The sequence below is a fragment of the Pseudomonas fluorescens genome (assembly GCF_000730425.1).
Lineage (GTDB): Bacteria > Pseudomonadota > Gammaproteobacteria > Pseudomonadales > Pseudomonadaceae > Aquipseudomonas > Aquipseudomonas fluorescens_X.
On record NZ_CP008896.1, the window covers coordinates 1,170,659 to 1,190,286 of the forward strand.

Genomic DNA, 19,628 nt, shown 5'->3' on the forward strand with positions numbered 1-19,628 from the left:
GAGGTATTGCCCTGGCTCATCGACTGCCTAATAACACTCAACCAACTCAATTTCTTTGGTGTCTTCAGTCAACATCTGTCGCTTGATTGCCATGTAAACAGTCCTGTTTCAATTGTGGTTGCTTCGTCTCCAGCACTCGTTGACTTATTCGCGTTCATTGCTCAAAACGGCTGCGGCGACACCCTCAACCTTGTTCATGATTTTCTTTGATCGACGCTCCTCCAACAATGTCCTGGGCAACACAAACCCTTCAAAACTGCGCTGGGTAATCGGGTTGTTGGCCTTCTCCGCACCTATCCGATAACGCATCAGCCCATCGGCAATGGCAAAGGTCAGGTCCACGCTGGTGGCGGTTCTTGCGTTGAGGTGTCCACGGCTAAGCAGCCGAAACAACGACCAGGGCCCCCGATAGCTCAGGCTGGCGGTATTGCCGGTGCTGTGCATCAGGGTCAGCTGGCTGCCATGGGTATTGCCCAGGCTGTTGGGCCACACCAGCCCCGTGCGTTGCGGCGCACCGTGCTGGTACGGGATCAATTGGCCGTCAACGCTGAGCATGCTGCTGAGGCGGGAGGCGCTCAGCGCCAGGGGTTCGATGGTGAGTTGCACTGCCAGGTGACCGCGGTGGTTGAAGAAGGTGTCGCGGATGCGTTCGATCTTTTTCAGCTGTTCCAGCACGTCGCTGCGCACCAGGTAGCCGCCAAGGCTATCGGAGTACAGGGCATCGAGGTTGTCCTTGAGGAACACGTTCAGGTATTGATCATGGAACTGCTGCAGGCGCCCCTGCGGGCCGAAGAAGGCTTCGAAGTCTTCCAGCGAAGCGTCCTCGCCGCTGGCCTTGAATGGGTAGCGACCCGCCAGGCGGTCCTGGTAGAAGCTGTAGATCTCACTGTCCCAGCGTTTTTCCAGTTCGCGCAGGGCAGCAATCACCAGTACTTGCGAGGTCTGGTCGGCGAGCTTTTTGACGTGCTGGTTCAGGGGGTCGGGCAGGCCCACAGCGACACGTTGTAGGTTGGCGATGGGGTCGGCACCGCCCAGGGAAAAGCGGTTGAGTACGGTTTTCAGCGCCGCTTTGCCGGGGTCTGGGTTGTCGTGCACGGCTTTGGCGTAGTCGTAGACGGCATTGACGGAACGCAGGGTTTCTTCGTAATAAGACGGCTGCCCGCCTCGCACAGTGATCAGTTCCGCCAGGCTGGAGAACGCGCGCCGGATAGCCGCGGCTTGTTGCTGGCCGTCCGACACTTTGTCCAGCGCAAGCGGTTCTTGCCCTTCGGCCAAGGGCACCGACGGGTAGATCACACTGTTGTCGCGCAGGGTCTCCAGCAAGCGCCGCAGGGGGGCTGCCGGGCCGGTGACTTGTTCCAGTACCGCCACGCCATGGCTGAGATCGTCGAAGTCGGTGACCGCAAACTGATTCAGCGCACGTCGCCAGCTGTCGACGTAATCGGCGCTGTACAAGGCGCGGACACGTTGGGTCAGCATGTTGCGGTCTTCGTTGGAGTAGTCCAGGCGTTGCCGTTCGCCGAGTACCCACTGGTCGATCATGGCCAGTTCGACGATGCCCTCGGTGCCGGGCTCGAAATAGTCCTTGAAGCCTTTGGCGGTGAGCAGGGGCGCCATTAGCAGGCCACTGCCCTCCTGGTCAGCGTTCAGCGGACGGTAGACGATATCGAACGCTGGCCCCACCTCATTGCGCAGGTCCAACGGGCGATGCAGGCGCTCAAGAGCACCCTGCTTCAGGCTCATATAGACCCGTTCAGCCATGGGCAACTGGCGCAATTGTTGTTGCACCTGGGCAATGCGCTCACGGTAGTGAGGGAGATCGGCGTCGGCGTATTTGAGCGCGTAGCCCAAGTGCCCCATCAAATCAGCCTGCAACTGGCCCTGACCCGGATAGGCGCGCTGCCACTGTTTGGCTACCCATTCCTGGACGATGGCCGGGCGGCGGTTTTGGCGTTCTTCGAGCATGCGGTAGACGCGCAAGGCCGACAGTTGCTGATTGCTGCCGGCGGGCGCGCTGTTGATGGCGTCCAGCACACCGCTGGCAATCGCCGGCAGGAAGCGTTTGGACAACAGATTCAAATAGGCCTCATCCACCGTAGGACCAATCGCCCGGCCCTGATACAGGCCCATATCCGACAACAGCGGCCAGGCTTCACGATAATCGCCATACACCAGCACCGCATCGCGGATCTGGTCGAGCGGCGCCAGCAGATTACGGCCCGTGGTGTCGACCTTGAGGTCAATGTCTCGCCCACTGAACTCCTGGCTCTTGGCCAATACGCTGGCGGCTTTTTCACGGTTGATACCGAAGTAAAACTGCCAGGTCCCAATGGCCACCAAACAACCTAGCGACGCGACACTGAAACCGGCGATCAGCAACCGCCGCTTGGTACGAGCCACCTTGATGTTGTCACCCGCCAGGCCCGCTTCGGGGTAGATCACCCGCTGGAACAATTGCTGGGCGAAGTAGATGACCGTGCCACCGGCCGGTTTGACCTCGGGCGGCGGAGGCGACAGTTGATACGCCTGCCCGGCCTCTTTGATAAAGGCGTTGCTGAGGGTGCCCTGTTGCAACACCGATGAAAAATACAGCCCACGCACCAGCGCCGGGGTGGTGAACCGATCACTGCCAAGCATTTCGCTCAGGAAGCCGAACAATGCCGGACGCACGCCGGCCATTTGACGCACTAACGCCTGCAAGCGATCACGCTCGATCACGGTGTGCGACTCACCCACACCGTCAAAAATCTGCTCGCTCAGGCAGGTGACAAACGCCTGGTATTGACGCGTCAGTTCCGCCAGCCATGCGTCGAAATCGTCCACCGCTTCCAGGCTGAAGGTGAAGCCCAGCAGGTCTTCGCGCCCGCTGCGTGACAATCGGGCAAAAAACTCTTCGAAGCCTTCCAGCAAATCGAACTTGCTCAGCGTCACGTACACCGGCAAGCGCGTGCCCAATTGCCGTGTCAGCTCATACAAGCGAGTGCGCAACAGGTTCGCATGCGCCTTGCGCTGTTCGGGACCTTGAGCCAGCAAGGCTTGCACATCCATCACCAGAACCACGCCGTTGAGCGCCCGACGGCTGCGGTTACGCGCCAACCAATCGAGCAGGTGCAGCCAGAGGCGCGGGTGAGTGCCAGGCGGCAACACCGGCTTGATCTTGCCCCGTTCGACGTTGCCGTCAGATGACTCGGGCTGGCTGAGAAACTCCCCCGGCGGGTCGATTAACACGGCTTGATCACCGATCCACCAATCCACCGGGTAGGCGAGTTGCTCCTCCTGGTGTGCCCTGACCCCAGCCTTGGTCACATGGGACAAGGCAAAGCTCTGGTTGGAGCGGGTGATCAGGCTGGTCTTGCCCGCATTTTCCTCGCCCAGCACCAGGTACCACGGCAATTGATAGAGCGAACGGCGGCGCTCCATGTTGTTCAACAGGTTGCCCAGGCTGCGATCCAGTGCCCGCTCCTGCGCTTCTATATACGGCAGGCACGGGTCGGCTTGCAGCGCGGCCTCATGCTGGCGTTCGATCTGCTGGCGCTGGTAACGATCACGGACTCGCCATGCCCAGACCAGCAACGGCACCACGATCACCACGACACTGGCCGAGACCCGCATTGCCAACTCGACCAACGGCTGATGCTCGCGCCAAGTCCATTGTGGGCCCAGCCACCAGATGGCGATCAACAGGAACACCGTACCCAGTAGCACCAGTATCGGTATTGCCTGGTTGAATTGATGCAACACCGGCAGGCCCCAGCGTTTGAGGTAACTCCATACCCTTTTCATGAATCGCTCCTAGCGTCTTTACAGCGTTCGTTCCCCATCGACAGGATGAACATGAGCTCCTTCGTTCTCACTGATGCCCCTACTACCGTCATGGCTTGCGCGCCTCAAAACTGGCGATGAATTCATCAAGGATGCGTTTGCTTTCGGCAGCCTCTTCGGGAGTAGGCCCGCGGGGGTTGAACCAGGGATCCGGTTTGGGTGCGACCGCACCGTAGCGGATGCGCACGGACTTGAGGATCGCATCCCACACGGCCATGGCTTCGTAGTCGGTTAGAGAGGGGTTGACGGGCTCTGTCGGCTCAGGAAGTTGCCAGAGCGGTCGTTCGTAGCCTCTGCTTGCGAAGCTGGGTAGGGTCCAGCGCACCAGGTCTTTGGGTTTACTCGGGTCAATGGCGGAGCGTTTTTTTCCGCCTGCCGACAACCGAAACCCCATGGCTGGGCGATTCAACGAAGGATTGTCGCGATAGTTCTCGCTCACAAAGAGTATTTGACGGTGAGTGTCATCACTGAAACCGATCAGGGACTCTTCGGCTTGCATGTCGGCCAGGGTGATTGGCCCAGCCCGCAGATTTTCATAGTCGCCAGCGAGAAATATTTGCGTGTCCTTTTGAGTTCGGACATGCAAGCGCTCTTTTTCATCCGGGGATAAGGCGTTGATGTAGACGTTCAGCGCCACATCCGAAGCTGGGGGACGAAAGTAGAAGCTAGCGATCTCCTGATCGTGATGACTCCTGATGACGATGGGCCCCAAGGCGAAACCTGCACCGGCGTTCTGCGGGGCGGTCACCTTGAAGATTTCTGTGGAGAGTTCTAAAAGGCGCGCCTCAACTGGGGCGATGTTGCCCTTGAAGGAGTCGGCGCGGAGCATGACGTAGACGTCTTCGACCAGCAGATGGAGTTCGTGGACGAAGGTTTGGCGCTGAGTCATGCGCATGTAGTATTGCAACATGACACTCTGAGGTGTCTCCCTCCTAGCCGAAACCAGCATGGGTATATCATTCATTTCATCGTTCTTGACCGCCGCAATTCGATGCGCCCGTTCATTCAACGCAGCATCAAACCGCTCCTGTGTCACGCCTTCCCCCAAAACACGCACAGCAACAGACGAATGATCGGCGCCCAAACCGTAATAGAGCTTCACATCACCTCCACCACTCCAATTGGCGGGTAGATCGATCAGGCCTCGTCCCAGCGCCCAGGTGCGCATATGGGTAGTCAGTTCACTCACGTTTTTTTTCTCCAGTTCGCTGGGCTGGTTGAAGGCGGCACATCCGGTGAGGGCCACCACCGCCAGGCAGGCAAAAAGCTGACGCACGCTCATTACGTCGCCTCCTAGGGTCATGGCTTGCGCTCCGCAAAGCTGGCGATGAATTCATCAAGGATGCGTTTGCTTTCGGCAGCCTCTTCGGGAGTAGGCCCGCGGGGGTTGAACCAGGGATCCGCTTTGGGTGCCACCGCGCCGTAGCGGATGCGTACGGACTTGAGGATCGCGTCCCACACGGCCATGGCTTCGTAGTCGGTTAGAGAGGGGTTGACGGGTTCTGTCGGCTCAGGAAGTTGCCAGAGCGGTCGTTCGTAGCTTCTGCTTGCGAAGCTGGGTAGGGTCCAGCGCACCAGGTCTTCTGGTTCATCGGGGTCAATTGGACCTGCCTTCATCCCCCCTGCCGAAAGACGGATACTCATGGCTGGGCGATTCAGCGAAGGATTGTCGCGATAGTTCTCGCTCACAAAGAGTATTTGACGGTGAGTGTCGTCACTGAAACCGATCAGGGACTCTTCGGCTTGCATGTCGGCCAGAGTGATTGGCCCAGCCCGCAGATTTTCATAGTCGCCAGCGAGAAATATTTGCGTGTCCTTTTGAGTTCGGACATGCAAGCGCTCTTTTTCATCCAGGGATAAGGCGTTGATGTAGACGTTCAGCGCCACATCCGAAGCTGGGGGACGAAAGTAGAAGCTAGCGATCTCCTGATCGTGATGACTCCTGATGACGATGGGCCCCAAGGCGAAACCTGCACCGGCGTTCTGCGGGGCGGTCACCTTGAAGATTTCTGTGGAGAGTTTTAAAAGGCGCGCCTCAACTGGGGCGATGTTGCCATTGAAGGAGTCGGCGCGGAGCATGACGTAGACATCATCGATCAGCAGATGAGACTCGTGAATGAACCAGTCCGGAATCTCAGTGCTCTCGTAGTACTGTAGTAATTTATGTTGCGCATCTACCTTTTTTACTGACACCAACATCGGGACATTGTCCATTTCATCGTTCTTGACCGCTGCAATTCGATGCGCCCGCTCATTCAACGCAGCATCAAACCGCTCTTGCGTCACGCCTTCCCCCAAAACACGCACTGCAACAGACGAATGATCGGCGCCCAAACCGTAATAGAGCTTCACATCACCGCCGCCACGCCAGTTGGCAGGAAGGTCGATCAGGCCACGGCCCAGCGCCCAGGTGCGCATATGGGTAGTCAGTTCACTCACGTTTTTTTTCTCCTGTTCGCTGGGCTGTTTGAAAGCGGCGCATCCGGTGAAAGAACCCAGCACCAGGCATGCGAAAAAAACTGTCAGCTGACGCATAGGGGCCTCCTGGCTTTCGCCGCAATTTTGATAAGGGAATAGAGGGTGAACTGCTGCGCCAACGGGTTGGCGTAAGAGGCTTCATGATCGAAACCGGGAGCCTTGATTTGCTGGCGAACCTCCCCATTGCGCGCATGCTTTATCGGCGCGCTGCCCGAACTCACCGGGACGGTGCCGTCGCCGGAACCGTCCTGCATTTGGCAATGCAATTCCCAGTAACTGGTCTGTACGGTTTTGACGGGCGCGTCGGGGTCGCCCCGCATGGGGGGAATAGCTTGTTCTTGCCCTCCGACATACACAGGGCTGCGGCCATCATCCCTGACCTGATGCATCTCGAGATTGGACACTGTGAAGCTATCGGGGCGTGAGCCGTGGGGACCATTGAGGCGAGACCCGTGCTGCATTTGCCAGGTGACGGATTCGAAGCTGGGGTGCTTGTCTTCGTTGCCGTAGTAGACGTAGGTTTGGGGATGGTAGGAGCCACTGATACGTTGATGAAAGGCTTTTGCTTTTTTTATGTTGATCGCAAATGTCTCCCACGTAATGGGATCCCCGTCCTTCGGCGCCAACCACTCTTCACGCAGCAATCCCCACCAACGATCACGGCGTAGATAGATCTCTTCGTAAGGGTCTTTTACGGGCTGGCGCGGCATCGCCGAAACACCATGGTTGTCGATCAGTCTCAGCCAGCCAGGGGCATAATCTTGTGTGGGCAGCAACTGCAAGGCACCAGGCGCCTGCGCAAAAACGGCAGTGACTTCCTGGCCGGTCGGGCCAATCACTGCACCCGCAATGCAATCTTCATCACTCATGCCGACCTTGCAACGGCGATAAGCCACCGGCGCCCCAGTGGCAGGCATTACCCCATGCACGACACCGGCAATTTTGGCGGCCATACCTGGCAACTGCGCACATCGACGCGCCACCAGCCCGCCCATGGAATGGGTGACGAGTATCACCTGCTGACAGTTGCGGCCGTATTGGAGCATCAGCTCGTCGATGCGCTCGGCCAGACGCTGTGCGGCTACTTTGTTGGAGTCCAACCAGTTATACCCACACGCATGCACCGGCATTCGAAAGCCGCCTCGCGCCACCAACTCATCCGAAACAATCGACGGCAACTGGCTGGCCAAGGTGGCGCCCAAGCCTGGCATGGCGATGGGTATTTCAGGTTTTAACCGGGTGATGTGCGTCGGCCCTGGCTCGACGGCGACGCTATGCAGGTGCTCTGGCCGGATGTCGAATTGTGGCCATCGATGGGGCAGGAACTCGCTATTGAGCGTGTCTTCCAACCAGAGCAGGAACGCGTGATAGCTGGTTTCGCTGACCTCGCCCCAGCCGCGCTCTTGATAGCGTTTGCTCAGGGCGAAGATGGTCTTTTTCCTGTCCAGCCCTGGCTGCGCCAATACCGTACCGGCAGCACGCTTGGGCACCGCGCCTTGGTTGTCGACTTCCACCCTGTCCGGGTGCAACAGCTTTTGTCGGATACCGGCCTTTTTGTTGATCCAATTCAAGGCAAGCCACATGTTCTTGCCCATGAACCCTGCGTCCAGGCGCCAGACAGGGACGGCCTTTTCCTTTTTATTGCGTTTATCCGGCTTACTCTTCAAATTCGACCCCATAATCCCCGGCACAAAAATCACCGGCAATATCCCGTCCGGCGGCAATATGCAGTGCACCGGGTCGGTGATATGGCTAGGCGTCAGGGTCCAGGTATGCACAGGGTTGCCCCGGGCGTTATAGGTCATCGGGGCGATGCGCGGTGCCGATGGGTTATCAGTCATCACAGGTCTCCTTGCTCGAGCCATTCCAATGCAAGCCCCTCCAGCGTCATGCCCTGTTGCAGGGTGATGAAGCCATCACCATCGGTACGGCCTTCGAAACGTGCGCCGTCTTTGCGCACCAGGGCGTAGGCACGGTTGCGGATGGGTTTTCCATCGTTGAAAAAGGTCTGAAAACGTTCGTTGAACGAGGTACTGGGCCAGCTATTGAGCTGCGCTGAGGCATGGCTTGGATCAACGAAGTATTTGTTCGCGGCTTTCACCGTAAAGTCACCCGGCATGCCCAGTTCGATATTGCCGCCCTGCATCTTGATGTACGCCCCAGCGCATAACAGGGTGATGTGCTTGTCCGCCGCCACCAGCACATGTTGCTGGCTGGCGCTGATCTCCACGCTTTGGTCCGCCTGCACCTGGATGCTGTTGTGCTGGGCCTGCAACAGCAGTTGGCCGTTATGGGCGATATGGCGCATGTCACCGCCCTGGGCGAACAGGCCGATTTCGTCGCCCGCATTGATCACCACTTTTTTGCCGGCGGTGAGTTGCTGGTTGTGGTGTGCCACGCTGTCAATATGTTCGCCTGCGCCCATGGCGATGCTGCGGGAGGTCGCGGCAGCGATGCCGTCTGGCCCGCTTAGCGCGATGATGGGATGCGCGCCATGATCGGTACCATTGGGTTGATCATTAGCACCGTGGCCCAGTGCCTCCACGGCCTGAGTCAGGGCCTGTTGCGGTAGTGAATCCTGGGCAACTCCCTGGGCATTTTCGGCAGAGGCTCCCAGTTGCCGGGCCAACGCCAGGGCGGCTTGCAACACATCGATCACCTGCTGGCGCTCCAGTTGTCCCGCACCGGCCTTGAGTTGAGCTTCAGCGCTCAGCAATAAACCTTTTGCTGCGCGCAACGCGCCATGACCATCCGTACGCAACTCAAACCCTTCCCCCCTGGGCTTGCCGCCACCATAGTGGCGTGGGTGGGTGAGATAGCCGAGGTGCAGCGCGCTATGCTCGTGATCACTCATTAAGGCCGCGCTGATCTGCGCGGTGGTGTCGTCGATACGCAACTCGTTGGCCCGAGTTCCTCCGAACTCGCGGCTTTTGGTGGTTGCTATAGTTTTCAGCTTGGGTAGCTCATAGGGCGGCAAATTGGTTTGCCGGTACGCTCGCCCGATGGCGATCGGCTGGTCTGGATCACCGTCTAAATAGCTGATCACTAGCTCCTGGCCCACACGCGGGATGGCCATGGAGCCCCAGGTTGCTCCGGCCCAGCCCTGGGTGACGCGGATCCAGCACGAACTGTGGTCGTTGCTTTTGTCTGAGCGATCCCATGGAAACTGCACCTTGACCCGGCCCCATTCATCGCAATAGATCTCTTCGCCCGGTGGGCCGACCACCGTGGCAACCTGAGGGCCGTCGATACGCGGCTTGGCACGCAAAGCCGCTTTCCAGTCCGAGGCCCAGCGGATGGCGCTGGCTTTCATTTCATAAGACGTGCCGTGGCCGCTGCCGAACGACTCTTCCTGCAAGCTGGTGTGCTGCTTGCCCTCGTGCCTGATGGCGATGGTGCGCCAGCGATCATTGAAGTCTTCGCGTGGATGCTCGTTGAGATCGAACGCCAACCCCGGTTGCAGGCGTGCATCGTCGCCTTCCAGATGGGCCAGCTTGGCGTCGTTGCGCAACGCGGCCAGGCGGGTTTGGGTGAAGGGTTTGCCGGCGATGTCGCGCTTGTAGCGGCCGGGATAGTCGTAGCGTTCGTAATCCTTGTGCTGGTTGTTCAAATCCTGGTCGCCGGTGGCGGTGTGTTGTTGGTTGTAGCGCGGGTGGGTAAAGGTGTAGTCGCGCTGCACCTGCACAGCGGTGCGCACTTGTTCGGTGTAGTGGAAGCGGTTCAACGCCGGCTCCGGGGAGTCGCCGCCGGCCATGGGCTGGTAGATCACTGGGCAGTCTTTGTGGGTGCCGATAGTGCCCAGGCCACCGACGCGGTCGGTGAGGACCAGGGTGTGGCCGTCGGCGCGGTGCTCGAAGGTGTAGAGCAGGCCTTCTTCGGCACCGAGGCGGGCGATGAAGTCGAGGTCGGTTTCGCCCGCCTGTACGCAGTATTCGCGGGGTTGGTGGTCGAAGCAGAGCTCGGTTTTGATATCAGTCAGGTGCTGGTCTTTGAGCACTTCAAGGATGATGTCGGGCGCACTTTGTCCCTGGAAGATGCGCCAGTTTGAGCGCAGTTCGCAGCGCGCCAAGGTAGGTTCGAGCACGGCGCTGTAGCGGGTGCGGCGGAAACCGGTGTCGCCTTGCCTGAACAAACTAACCAGGCCATGAACGTAACGCACCGCAGTTTCACCGCGCCAAATGGTGAACAATCCCGCCAGATCGAGCACTCGATTGAAGTCGATAGCCCCATTGTGGCTGGCCAGTTCGAGTTCGAGCTTGAAGGGCTCAGACAACCCTTCGACAAGCGTGAACGAGACCACCTCGAAAGGCTCGCCTTTCAATGGCTCGAAGGTGAAGCGCAAGTTACTTTGACGAGGCATCGTGGCTACTCCTTCCGTTCACTGACAACTCTCGCCACCTTCTGGTACAACTCCGGCTCCCACTCTTGCGCCGAGGTGTCGCGCATCAACCGCGCAACGTTGGCGTGCAGATCGTCCGCCAGCCATTGCAGCCCACGGGACGCCAGCAAATCCGCAGCAATCACCGTGGCATAGCTGCGCTGGCGCGGGGCGTCATGGGTGGCGTGCAGCTCCTGCAGGCGCAGTAGCACCACTTCGACGCCTTCGGTGGCGAGTTGGGTGGCCAGTTCGTCGCGCAGGCCGGCGTATTCCTGCACCGGGCGGCCTGGCGTTTCGGCTTGATCAGCGCCGGTGATCCATGCCTGGGTTTGCGCATCCACAAACGCAGTGCCGTCGCTGAAACACAACTCCAGCAGGGCCGGCAGGCGGCAAACGAAGCGTTCGCAGGTCTGGCGGATGGCGGCGGCCACCTCCTCCATCGCCAGGCGCGAGGCAATGTGGGCGGCCAGATAACTGCCGCGCAACCAATACGGCGAAGCGGTAACGCTTTTTTCGATGCGCAACAGCAGGTTCGGATCCAGCGTGTTGTGGTTCAGGGCATCTTGATAGACCTCAACGATGTCCTTGGGTACGGCAGTCAATTCAGTGCGACGGTCGCGGGTGATCGAAGGCGCGGTGCGCAGATGCGACCACAGGCCAAAACGCCGCAACTGGTAGCCGGTCGGATCATAGGGGTCCAGCTGATTGATCTGCTCGGCCATGCTCAACACGGCTCGGCGCTGTTCACGCTCATTGCCCGGGGCCTGAGGCTTGGGGCGGGCAAAAAACGTTGAGTCCAGGACACCGCCGGAATCGCTCGCACGGGTGGTTTCAATCGCAACGACCGGCTCGCTGTACTTGCTCAGCTGCCGTTGCAGCGCATCCAGGGGCGCCGGGTCTAGCTTGGCGCTTTCGGCACAACGTTGCAGCTTGGCCAGTGCCTGTTCCGCCGCTGCTTGATACGCCGGGGCGAAACTGCTGCGATCCAGGCTCGGCAGCACTTGCCCAAGCTCACCCAACAGGCGCTGCACCTGTTTGCGCTTGTTCAAGTAGCCGGTCGGTCCCGGCTTGGGATAGGCGCTGTCCCAGTAGTGTTCAACCATGCCAGCCATCAAGCCAAGGGCATCGGCCCAACGTACCCACCGGCGGGTACGCAGCCACACCACCAGCAAATGCCCAAGGATGCGCCAGTGTTTGCACTGGGTGGCCAGGTAGTCGCGGGAGGCTTCATCAATGTAAGGCCAGTCAATGTCGCTCTCACGCAGGCCACCGAGCTTGACCATTTCCTGGTCGATGGCTTGGTAGGTTTCGTCTTCCACATCGAAATGACCAGCCGGTTGGTTGGGGTCGATAGGCGTCAGCAGCCGTTGAAGCGTGTCCGCCGGCACATCAATCACCAGCGACATACTTGGCGCTCCTGCTCGATCAACGCACCCAAGCCTTCGGCGTCGAATACCAACCCGTGCAAGCGGGGATAGTCGCTCTCTAGCCGCAGGCGCTGACCGCCCCCCATGTTGCGCAACAACGAAATGGCCTGCAGCCCGCGCCCCGCATCGACCACCAAGCCGGCGTCGTCCAATACCTGCCACGGGTAAGGCACAGAGACCGGGCGCTCATCCTTAAATAGCTGGATGCGAATTTTGTTGGGCTTGGCTGGCTCGTCCAACACCAGTTGCAGGCGGGATATTTTTGATTCGCAACTGATCGCCAGGTAGGGCCGAGGCGGCAGCGCACCCAAGGCCGGGGCCGAGATGACCAGCCGCTGCTGTTGGTCGTTGTCCGGTTCAGGAAAAGACGACAACACAAAGCGCTGGTCCTCAGGCGAGCGCTTGGCTTCATTGCGCTGCACCAGATCAATAATCGGCAGCACCCGGCCAAGCACGCGAGGCGGCGCAGGCGGCTGATGGATGGGTGTGCCGGCAGCCAGGTCGAAGCACTCCAGACGCTTCAACGGCGACACGATTGCCGGGCAATCTTGCGTCGCGGGCACTGCCTGCACGTGCAACGCACCCAAGGCCGTACATACGCCGCCAATCCAACGCCAACGTTGCCATCCATTGCGCATCAACGCCTCCCACACTTGTACAAGACAATTTCTGATATTCAACTAAGGTGCAACCCAACATACGAAGCAACTTAGCGTGACTCTACGAATAACTAACGCACAAGCCCTCCGAAACACATTTCAAGCCAAACACTCAAATATCAGAACTCCCCCTCAGACTTATGAACAAATAACGAATGAAATTTCCCACCAAAAATTAAACACATCAAATATGAACATTTCCTACATCCATAGACCACAAAACGAATCAGCCCCGTCCGACATGACAAGCTCTGAAACATAGACTTTTAATAGCGCCACTTCTTAAAAGGACTTTTCCCATGTCAAAAAATCAAAGTTCAGTTGCACCTAAAGAACGCATCAACATCAAGTACATTCCTGCGACGGGTGACCAGCAGGCCGAAGTAGAACTGCCCCTAAAGCTATTGGTCACCGGAGACTTCAAAGGTCACGGTGAACTTACTGCGCTTGAAGAAAGACTATCCATTCGGATAGATAAAGACACCTTCAACGAAGTACTGACCAAAGCCGAAGTTGCTCTAGACATGGAAGTTCCGTCCACTTTAAACATTGGCCACGACACCGACTTGAATGTGCAACTTCAATTCAAAAGCATCAATGACTTCGCCCCCGACGCCGTCGCCCGCCAAGTGCCGGAATTGAACAAACTGCTGGGATTGCGCGAAGCCTTGGTCGCGCTAAAAGGCCCGATGGGCAATGTTCCAGCCTTTCGTAAACACCTGCAAAACCTGTTGACCGATGAAACCGCCCGCCAACGCTTGGCCAGCGAACTCAACCTAGTGCTCGACGCACCGGGCAACTGATTGAACACCCTTCTCAACGGAGTACTCCCCCATGCCTATGGAAAGCGCCGCCACTCAAGTGCTGGTGACTGACGAACAACCGTCGTTGCTGGATCAACTGCTGGCCAACACCACCATCCGTCCCTCTCAGGAAGGCTATGCCATTGCTCGCCAAGGTGTAGCCGCGTTCATCAGCGAAATCCTGCAAAGCGGCGACCACCAACAGCCGGTCAACAAGCACCGGGTCGACCAGATGATTGCCGAAATCGACCACGCCTTGAGCAAGCAGGTGGACGTAATCCTGCATCAGCCGCAGTTCCAGCAATTAGAGTCGGCGTGGCGTGGGCTGAAGCTGCTGGTGGATCGCACGGATTTTCGCGAGAACATCAAGCTGGAAATCTTGCATGTCACCAAGGAAGAACTGCTGGATGACTTCGACAACGCCGGCGACATTACCCGCAGCGGCTTGTACAAGCACGTCTACACCGCAGGCTACGGCCAGTTCGGTGGCGAGCCGGTGGGTGCGATCGTCGGTAACTACACCTTTGGCCCCAGCTCGCCGGATATCAAGTTGCTCAGCTACGTCGCCTCCATCGGCGCCATGGCCCATGCACCGTTTGTTTCTGCAGCAGGGCCTGAGTTGTTCAACCTGGAAGGTTTCCAGGGGCTGCCGGATCTCAAGGAAATCAGCGATATTTTCGACGGCCCACGCCACACCAAGTGGCGCGGCCTGCGCGAGTCCGAAGATGCCCGCCACCTGGCCCTGACGCTGCCGCGCTTCCTGTTGCGCACGCCGTACAACACCGAAGACAACTCGACCCGCAGCTTCGGCTATGACGAAACTGTCGACGGTAACCACGACAATTATTTGTGGGGCAATACTGCGTTCCTGATGGCCTCGCGCATTACCGATAGCTTCGCCCGTTACCGCTGGTGCCCGAATATCATCGGCCCGCAGTCCGGTGGGGCCGTGGATGACTTGCCGGTGCACCTGTACGAATCCTTCGGTCAGTTGCAGGCCAAGATCCCCACCGAAGTGCTGATCTCCGACCGCAAGGAATTCGAGTTGGCCGAAGCCGGGTTCATCCCACTGACCATGCGCAAGGACAGCGACAACGCAGCGTTCTTCTCGGCCAACTCGGTACAGAAACCCAAGAACTTCCCCAAGACCCGCGAAGGCCAGGAAGCCCAGACCAACTACAAGCTCGGCACCCAATTGCCGTACCTGTTCATCGTCAATCGCCTGGCTCACTACATCAAAGTGCTGCAACGCGAGCAAATCGGCAGTTGGAAGGAACGCCAGGACCTGGAGCGTGAGCTGAACACGTGGCTCAAGCAGTACATCGCCGACCAGGAAAACCCGTCGACCGACGTACGCAGCCGGCGCCCACTGCGTGCCGCGCAGATCGAAGTCCAGGATGTGGCAGGCAACCCAGGCTGGTACCAGGTGTCGCTGTCGGTGCGGCCTCACTTCAAGTACATGGGCGCCAACTTCGAGATCTCCCTGGTGGGCCGGCTGGATACCCAATAGGTGGGCAGCCTGTTCGAACGCCTGGAAGCGGGGGCACCGCGTTACCGCCCAGGCAGCGAGGAGGAGCAAGCACACCAGCGCGTCGAGGCGATCAAACGTCATTTGGAACAGGTACTCAACTCACGCCAGGGCTGCTCGCAAAGCAGCCCTGAACTGGGCCTGCGCGACTTCAACGGGGTCACCCAGGCCAGCAGTGATTTGGTGGTTGCCATCAGTGCCGATATCCGTCGCTCGGTGGAGGCGTTTGAGCCACGGATCGAGGTCATGGTCGTGCGCTATCAGCCCGACCCGGACTTGCCGCTGGAGCTGAACTTTCGCCTGGATTGCCAGGTGCGGGTCAATCACAAGGAAGAACAGGTGCAGATCGAAGTGGCCATGCATGGCCGTGACGGTTACACCCGCGTGAAATGAGGATGCGATGGACTTGAAACAACGCTTTGCCGAGGAGTTGCGCTACCTGCGCGAACTCGGCCGCGAATTCGCCGAGGACAATCCGCAACTGGCGCAGTTTCTCGGCGATCAGACCGGCGACCCGGACGTGGAACGGCTGCTTGAGGGCTTTGCCTTCCTCACCGCCAAGCTGGGTCTGAAGATCGACGACGACTTGCCGGAGCTGACCCACCCGCTGTTGCAGATGCTTTGGCCCAACTACCTGCGCCCCCTGCCCAGTGCGACCATCATCCGCTTTACCCCGCTGCCCAATGCGATCAGCCAACACCAGGTGATTCCCAAGGGTACGCCGTTGTTTGCCAAGCCGGTGAATGGTATTTCCTGCCAGTTTCGCACCTGTACCGACGTCCATCTGTACCCGTTGGCCTTGCAGCAAGTCAGTGACGCTCACAGCCGTGAAGCCTCGGTGATGCGCATCGACCTCAAGGTGCTGACGGATCAGCCACTGACCAGCATGGCCTGCGACAAGCTGGGCTTTCATCTGGCCGGCGATAACGCCACCGCGCTGACCTTGTACTTGTGGATCGCCCATTACCTGGACAGTGTCACGCTACACATCAATGCCCAGGTGTATCGACTGTCGACCAAAGACATCGGCTTTCCTGGCTTTACCGCTGAAGAGGCACTGCTGCCCTACCCGCGCAATGTGTTCGATGGCTACCGGATCTTGCAGGAGTACTTTGTGTTCCCGCAGCGGTTCCACTTTTTCAGCCTGACTCACCTGGCTCACGTCTGGCCGGACGTCAGCGCCACCACTCTGCGTTTCGAGTTTCATTTCAACCGGCCCATGCCACCAGACATTCGTCTGCGCACCAGCGATCTGCATCTGTACTGCGCGCCAGCGGTCAACCTGTTCCGCCACGATGCCAACCCAATTGCGTTGGATGGTCGCAGCCAGGAGCGACGCATCAGCCCCAGCGGCAACCACCCCGAAGCCTACGAGATTTTCAGTGTCGATCAGGTGGCCGGCTGGGACGCCGCCGACAAGGAACGCAAGGGTGATCCGTTGCGGCGCTTTACCCCGTTCGAATCCTTCCAGCATGAGATCGAGCACGCATGGGGCCGCACGGCATTGTATTTCCGTACGCATATCGAGCAATCCCATGGGCGTGAAGGCTTGCGTCATCGCATCGCCTTCGTGCGTGGCGATGAAAGCCTGTACATCGGCGAGCGTGAGGCGGCATCCATCGAGTTGACGTGCAGCAATCGCGACCTGCCACAGTTGCTGGGCGTAGGCGATGTGTCACTGTCCACCGAAGTCACGCCGTCGTTCGCCACCTACATCAACCTGACTGCACCGACCCGCAGCTACCGGCCGGTGCTGGACAGCAGCCTGCACTGGACGCTGATTTCCAACCTGTCACTGAACTACCTGTCGCTGTTGTCAGCGGAGCCGCTCAAGGCAGTGATCCGTGCCTACGACTTCGCTGCCTTGCACGACCTGCAACAGGCCCGCGCCACCCGCAAACGCCTGAATGGCATTTACAGCGCCGTAACCACCCCCATCGATTGGCTGATGAAAGGCCTGCCGGTGCGTGGCCTGCACACCCGCCTGCAACTGGACCAGAACGCCTTCCTCTGCGAGGGCGAACTGTACCTGTTCGCCAGTGTGCTTTCGCACTTCTTCGCCCTGTACGCGAGCATCAATTCCTTCCACCGCCTGGAAGTGATCAATACCACTAACAACGAGTGCTACGAATGGCCACTGTTGACCGGCAGACAACCCGTGATCTAGCCGACGTGCTGCTGGCCGACGCGCGAAACTATTCGTTTCACCGCCTGCTGGAGCACCTGCACGCCTTGCATGGCGATGATCTGGAAGCGCGCCCCTTGAGTGCTGCGGCGCGGCGACGCGTACGCCTGCAAAGCCATGCAGGATTGGGCTTTCCGGCCTCCGACGTAGTTGAGGCTGCGCGCCTGGAGGAGGATCGCGAAAACGTACGCTATCGCTTGCAGACCAGTTTCTTTGGCCTGCACGGCACCGACTCGCCGCTGCCCGGCTATTACCTGGATCGCCTGGCTTACGAACAGGCCCAAGAGCGCGGAATTCGTCCAGCGTTCATGGATTTTTTCAACCATCGCCTGCTGACCTTGCTGCATCACAGCTGGCGCAAATACCGCTATTACATTCGCTTCCAGGCCGAGGCCAGCGACCGGTTTTCACGCTATGTGTTTTCCATGATCGGGTTGAACGACAACGACCTGCGTGGCGCCACCCCCCTGCCATGGGGGCGACTGTTGAGCTTTGCCGGGTTGATCGCCAGCCGTAGCCGCTCGCCCTCGGTAGTGTCCGGTATCGTCGAACATTGCTTCGATCTGCACGGCGTGCATATCCGCGAATTTGAAGCACGCTCGGTGAGGTTGCCGCAGCGCCAACGCCTGTCGCTAGGCAAGGCCAACGGCACCTTGGGCAACGACTTTGTGGTGGGCGAGCGCAGCAAGACCCGCGCCAGCCAGTTCACCCTGGTGATTCCCAATCTGACCCAGGCACGCTTTCGCCAGTTCCTGCCCAGCGGTGAGCAGTTCGGGTTGCTGCGCCAATTGATGGATTTCCTGCTGCGCGACGTCACTGCCTACGACTTGGAGCTGGGGCTGCGCGAACAGGATGTACCCCCCTTCAACCTGCTGCGCGACAGCGGTACCCATCTGGGCTGGACCAGTTTTATCGAAGACCAGGAACAACGTCATCCCGCCGTGGTGCGGATTCGGGGGCGTGCATGAAGCTGACCTTGGTTATCAACAACCCTGCGCAGTTGCTGCATGGGTATCTGCCCAGTCATCGGTTCGGTGCACAAGGCGGCTGTATTGGCAGTGCCGCGGCGGACTGGCACCTGGTGGATCGTCAAAACAGCGTACAACCCCACCATTGCGAAATCAGGGTTATTGAAGGACGCTTCTGCGTGATAGACCGCAGCGGCAGGACCTACGTGAACGGTCACGATTTGCCGTTGGGCCGCCATGTTGCCATAAGCCTCAACGAGGGCGACCTGTTGCAGATTGGGATGTATCAGGTTGTCGCGCAGTTTGGTGAACACGCCTCAGGCCAGTGGTCGATTGATGAGCTGTTCAGCGGCCATTCGGAGGGTGCGCAAGCCTGGTACCTTGAGGATCTGCCGAATCTGTCCCTGTCCAATCCGCAAACGGCTGCCTGCCCGGAATTCGAACGCCTTTGCCAACCGGTGGACTTGACGGAGCAAGGCGACCCGATACGTGCGATGAAAGCGGCAACGCCACCCAATTCGCTGGCTGAGATTGGTATGACTGCACCCAAGAGGACCGTGAGCCTGCTCAGGAATTTGCGGCTGGGTACTTTATTACTGGCCTGCCTCACCCTCGGCGGCTGCACCATGCTCGGCAAAATCGGCCAGGTGATCTGGACTCCATCGATCCCGGTCGGCGGCCCCAACGACCAACCCAGCCGTTACTCCCTGAGCCTGCATGCCAGCGACGATGTCAATCAGCGCCTGATCAGTACCGGCACCGCCCCCACTGCCGACGAAGAGCCGGGCCGCTTGCCCTACAACCTGAACGTTCAGGCCGCCAGCCCGCAGGCACTGACAGACAAAGTGCAAACCCTGCTCAATCACCTCCATGAAACCGTGCCGGCCCAATCTTTGCTGGGTTTTGAGCCTGCGCCCATGATGGCCATGTCGCCTGTTGAAGGCGTGCTGCTGGGCGACTACGACGACCAGGGGATCAGCCTCACCACGCCACTGGGCAACCCGGCCTTGCAGCAGATCGCCACGCCGATTGCCTTCAAGGTCCTGCAACTGACCGACGACTCGCTGCTGGTCAACGCTAGCCCTCAAGCCCTGGCCGAGGACCTGGAAAAGACCTTGGGCAGCACCTACATCCGCGCCGACGACTACCTGCTCAACCCAGGCCAATTCAAGTTCATCGACCTGCGCGAGCTGGATGAGGACGCCCGCTTTATCGCCGTGATTGCCAACTACCACAACGACGAAGTCGGCCAGTGGAAACAACGCCTTCGGGTCGAGCCAAAAGGTCGCCAGTACGCCGTGCTGGTGCAGTTGGATGCTGCCCAGGTCAGCCTCAAAGGGGAAACCCGATGACACCCTTTTCAGCCGCTTTTGCGCAGAG

Annotated in this window: 13 protein-coding genes; 6 read left to right on the forward strand and 7 right to left on the reverse strand. The window is 59.2% G+C overall.

Going from position 1 to position 19,628, the window contains the following annotated elements:
- Positions 1 to 144: 144 nt before the first annotated feature.
- The 7 genes from tssM to vasI all read right to left on the reverse strand — a co-directional run bounded on the left by tssM (position 145) and on the right by vasI (position 12,743).
- Positions 145 to 3,783: a type VI secretion system membrane subunit TssM gene (gene tssM / locus HZ99_RS04835; protein WP_038441638.1), complete on the reverse strand. Its 3,639-nt coding sequence runs from the start codon at positions 3,781 to 3,783 to the stop codon at positions 145 to 147.
- Positions 3,784 to 3,871: 88 nt separating this feature from the next.
- A complete protein-coding gene (locus HZ99_RS04840) occupies positions 3,872 to 5,104 on the reverse strand; it encodes a T6SS immunity protein Tli4 family protein (RefSeq protein WP_038441639.1) in 1,233 nt (410 codons plus the stop codon).
- Between the two features lie 17 nt (positions 5,105 to 5,121).
- Positions 5,122 to 6,357 carry a T6SS immunity protein Tli4 family protein gene (locus HZ99_RS04845; protein WP_080727663.1) on the reverse strand — a complete coding sequence of 412 codons (1,236 nt, stop codon included), beginning with the start codon at positions 6,355 to 6,357 and terminating at the stop codon, positions 5,122 to 5,124.
- Positions 6,345 to 8,141: an esterase/lipase family protein gene (locus HZ99_RS04850; RefSeq protein ID WP_038441640.1), complete on the reverse strand. Its 1,797-nt coding sequence runs from the start codon at positions 8,139 to 8,141 to the stop codon at positions 6,345 to 6,347. Before HZ99_RS04850 ends, HZ99_RS04845 begins: the two co-directional genes overlap by 13 nt.
- A complete protein-coding gene (locus HZ99_RS04855; protein ID WP_038441641.1) occupies positions 8,141 to 10,660 on the reverse strand; it encodes a type VI secretion system Vgr family protein in 2,520 nt (839 codons plus the stop codon). The genes HZ99_RS04850 and HZ99_RS04855 overlap by 1 nt, the downstream gene beginning before the upstream one ends.
- Positions 10,661 to 10,665: 5 nt before the next feature.
- A complete protein-coding gene (tssA, locus tag HZ99_RS04860; RefSeq protein WP_038441642.1) occupies positions 10,666 to 12,084 on the reverse strand; it encodes a type VI secretion system protein TssA in 1,419 nt (472 codons plus the stop codon).
- Positions 12,072 to 12,743: a type VI secretion system-associated protein VasI gene (gene vasI / locus HZ99_RS04865; RefSeq protein WP_235205565.1), complete on the reverse strand. Its 672-nt coding sequence runs from the start codon at positions 12,741 to 12,743 to the stop codon at positions 12,072 to 12,074. Before vasI ends, tssA begins: the two co-directional genes overlap by 13 nt.
- A gap of 320 nt (positions 12,744 to 13,063) precedes the next feature.
- Here vasI and tssB point away from each other — a divergent pair, with 320 nt between their 5' ends.
- The 6 genes from tssB to tssJ are packed head-to-tail and all read left to right on the forward strand — an operon-like array spanning position 13,064 to position 19,600.
- Positions 13,064 to 13,567, forward strand: a complete 504-nt coding sequence (tssB, locus tag HZ99_RS04870; RefSeq protein ID WP_038441643.1) for a type VI secretion system contractile sheath small subunit — start codon at positions 13,064 to 13,066, stop codon at positions 13,565 to 13,567.
- A gap of 37 nt (positions 13,568 to 13,604) precedes the next feature.
- Positions 13,605 to 15,077, forward strand: coding sequence for a type VI secretion system contractile sheath large subunit (gene tssC / locus HZ99_RS04875; protein ID WP_038441644.1), 1,473 nt, complete (start codon positions 13,605 to 13,607; stop codon positions 15,075 to 15,077).
- Entirely contained in the window at positions 15,078 to 15,488 is a 411-nt protein-coding gene (gene tssE / locus HZ99_RS04880) for a type VI secretion system baseplate subunit TssE (protein ID WP_038441645.1), read from the forward strand.
- A 7-nt stretch (positions 15,489 to 15,495) separates the two neighbouring features.
- Positions 15,496 to 17,262 (forward strand): type VI secretion system baseplate subunit TssF, encoded by a 1,767-nt coding sequence (gene tssF / locus HZ99_RS04885; protein ID WP_038441646.1) that lies wholly within the window; start codon positions 15,496 to 15,498, stop codon positions 17,260 to 17,262.
- Positions 17,226 to 18,248, forward strand: coding sequence for a type VI secretion system baseplate subunit TssG (gene tssG / locus HZ99_RS04890; RefSeq protein ID WP_038441647.1), 1,023 nt, complete (start codon positions 17,226 to 17,228; stop codon positions 18,246 to 18,248). Before tssF ends, tssG begins: the two co-directional genes overlap by 37 nt.
- Positions 18,245 to 19,600: a type VI secretion system lipoprotein TssJ gene (gene tssJ, locus HZ99_RS27365; protein ID WP_051903059.1), complete on the forward strand. Its 1,356-nt coding sequence runs from the start codon at positions 18,245 to 18,247 to the stop codon at positions 19,598 to 19,600. The genes tssG and tssJ overlap by 4 nt, the downstream gene beginning before the upstream one ends.
- Positions 19,601 to 19,628 lie beyond the last annotated feature (28 nt).